Genomic DNA, 2,589 nt, shown 5'->3' on the forward strand with positions numbered 1-2,589 from the left:
TTGATACTGACCCCCTCGGGGATTTGGCCTGTCATAGCTGACGGCATGACAATTTTACCTTTTTTTTCTTAGACTTTCTCCTTTTAATTCAATTCTATAAGATGTGTGCACCATACGATCCAAAAAGGCGTCGGCCAGAGTTGAATCTCCAAAGATGTCCCACCATTTTTCCACTGGTAGTTGACTGGCAATTATAGTTGCTTTTTTTGCATGCCGATCCTCAATTATCTCCAGCATATCCATTCGCTGTTGCTGTTCGAAATGAGTTAGTCCAAAATCATCCAGAATAAGCAGATCTGCTTTTGATATCTTTTCAAATAACTTATGGACACTTCCATCAATCCGGCTCATCTTTGTTTTTAAAAGTAACTTCTGTACATTGAAGTAAGCGACTCTGTACCCTTGGGCACATGCCTGGTGCCCCAATGCGGAAACCAGGAAGGATTTTCCGGTTCCTGTGGAACCGCAGACCAATATTGCCTCTCCCTTGGGAATATACTCGCCTGTGGCAAGGATTCCTACAGTAGCCTTGTCCAGTCCTCGCTTGGAATCCATGTTAAGTTCCTCGATTGATGCCCTATAACGGAAGTTTGCATTTAACTGAAGACGTTCAAACCGCTTTCCATCCCGGTCATCTGTCTCTGCCTGAAGCAATATTTCCATCCCCTCACTCAAGGTTAGCTCATGTAGTTTTCTTGTTTCATTAAGGGCTGACCAGCTACGGGTCATACCATGGAGACGTAGATGCCTAAGTTGTGTTTCGATATTCATTTTCTAGAATTTAATTGTTGTTTGTGAATAATATTCCATACCACGGATATTGTTATGATCTGGGAGTGGCTGTTCATGTTTCGGTTCATCCTGATTTCCAACCATGTTATTTTTTAGGATGCGTTCAACAAAGCGATATGAAAGATTGCGGACATTCATTGCAAGCTCACAGGCTGCCCCAAATTTGTCGGAATCCACACCTTTCTGCAGCCGGAGAAGCCCGTCACATGTACGGTAGAGTTGTTCCGGATGTGTGTTCTGCTCGAATATCATCTGGAAGAGAAGATGCAGTTCTGCAGATTTCTCCTTTGCCCTGGTGATATAATATTTAGGACTCCTCTCCAGATAATGCTGGTGATGAGAGCTCAGATGATCTTTTTGAGTGGAGTAACCAGCTGGATTCAGATTCCGCACATGAACTGCAATCTGTTTGTTTCTGGCGTATATCTTCACCATGCTCCTGGTATAAACCACCTGAACTTTTTGTCCTACATAGGCAAAAGGGACGCTGTAATAGTGTTTATCCTTACCTAGGTAGATGTGGTTATTGTGCGCCACCTTGGGCTCCGAATAATACTTTACCTCAAAGCTTTCGGCCGGCAGTGGATGGAGCAGGTGTTTCTCAGCAGCAAGAAAACGCTCTTCTCTGCAGTAGGGCTTTTGCTGCATCCTGGTCTGGTTATGCGCCTTCACCTTTTCCCGGATGGCCTGGTTAAGCGATTCGATATCAAAGAACTGACGGTTCCTAAGTCTGGCATAAACACGGTTGTATACCAGCTTGACCTGATTCTCCACCAATGCCTTATCTTTTGGTTTTTTCGATCTTGCAGGGATCACGGTAATCCCATAGTGATTGGCAAAATCATCCAGTGCACGGTTGATCTCCGGCTCAAACCTGTTGGCTTTTATAACTGCAGACTTCAGGTTATCCGGTACCAGTACCGCAGGCGCACCGCCAAGTTCCCTAAGACAACATTCGAGCGCATGGAGAAAATCATCTACCCTCTGGCTCCTGACGGCCATTACAAAACAGTAATCAGAGAATGGAAGCGATGCCACAAATATCTGGCAGGCAATAACTTCACCGGTCTCTCTATCAATATAATGCATTTGCTTACCAGCAAAGTCAACGAACAGCTTATCTGCGGCAAGATGCTCAAGTCGCATTCCGGGACGTCTGGCGATGAGTTGCTGACGAAGATGGAAACAAAACTGTGGATAGCTGTATGCAGGTTTGCAACCAGCCTCATATTCCTCATAGAGAAGTAGACGGGTCATCCCAACCGATTCAAGTTCCTTGGCATAATAGGTCAGGTTAGACCGAAGATATTCAAACCTGGGATCTTTATAGGCCGGACTTCCTATGTGGAATTTGCCCATTAGTAAAGGGTCTTCCATCTCCAGAAGCTCCGAAATTGGAATCTCACCCGCCTCCAGCTTGGATATATATACCTTAACAGTATTTTTGCTGATGCCTAGGTTGCGCGCGATGCTCTTAATGGAATCACCCTGCTTGTGGAGGCGTAATAATTGTTTGATCTGACTCATTGCTTTCGATTTTCCGGCCATCTTACGCTACTTTAGGTAAAAGATTATTACCTAAGTAAGCCAAATCAAATTAAAGAAGGGGGTCAACATGCTCCATTAGAAACTGCATTAATGCAGATCAAGAGGGGTCAATATGCTCCATTACAAAATCTTTAATACCCAAGGGTGGGGTCAGCATCCGCCGGAATGTCAGTAAAAGCTTTAAATGGTTTTACCGTAAACCGGAATTGGAAAACATAATTGAGGGGTCAACATGCTCCAGAATATCCA

At 44.4% G+C, this 2,589-nt stretch carries 2 protein-coding genes; both read right to left on the reverse strand.

Annotated elements, in window-relative coordinates; translation table 11 throughout:
* Positions 1–54: 54 nt before the first annotated feature.
* Positions 55–771 (reverse strand): IS21-like element helper ATPase IstB, encoded by a 717-nt coding sequence (istB, locus tag D7004_RS14045; RefSeq protein WP_123206496.1) that lies wholly within the window; start codon positions 769–771, stop codon positions 55–57.
* 3 nt (positions 772–774) lie between these two features.
* Positions 775–2,340, reverse strand: coding sequence for an IS21 family transposase (gene istA / locus D7004_RS14050; protein ID WP_123206497.1), 1,566 nt, complete (start codon positions 2,338–2,340; stop codon positions 775–777).
* Between the last annotated feature and the right edge of the window lie 249 nt (positions 2,341–2,589).

This window comes from Pedobacter jejuensis (assembly GCF_003725795.1).
In the GTDB taxonomy this organism is placed as follows: domain Bacteria; phylum Bacteroidota; class Bacteroidia; order Sphingobacteriales; family Sphingobacteriaceae; genus Pedobacter; species Pedobacter jejuensis.

What these genes read in the sequence shown, in the direction of transcription:
- istA (WP_123206497.1), bottom strand. Translation starts at nt 2,340, where the DNA reads ATGGCCGGAAAATCGAAAGCAATGAGTCAGATCAAACAATTATTACGC.
- istB (WP_123206496.1), bottom strand. Translation starts at nt 771, where the DNA reads ATGAATATCGAAACACAACTTAGGCATCTACGTCTCCATGGTATGACC.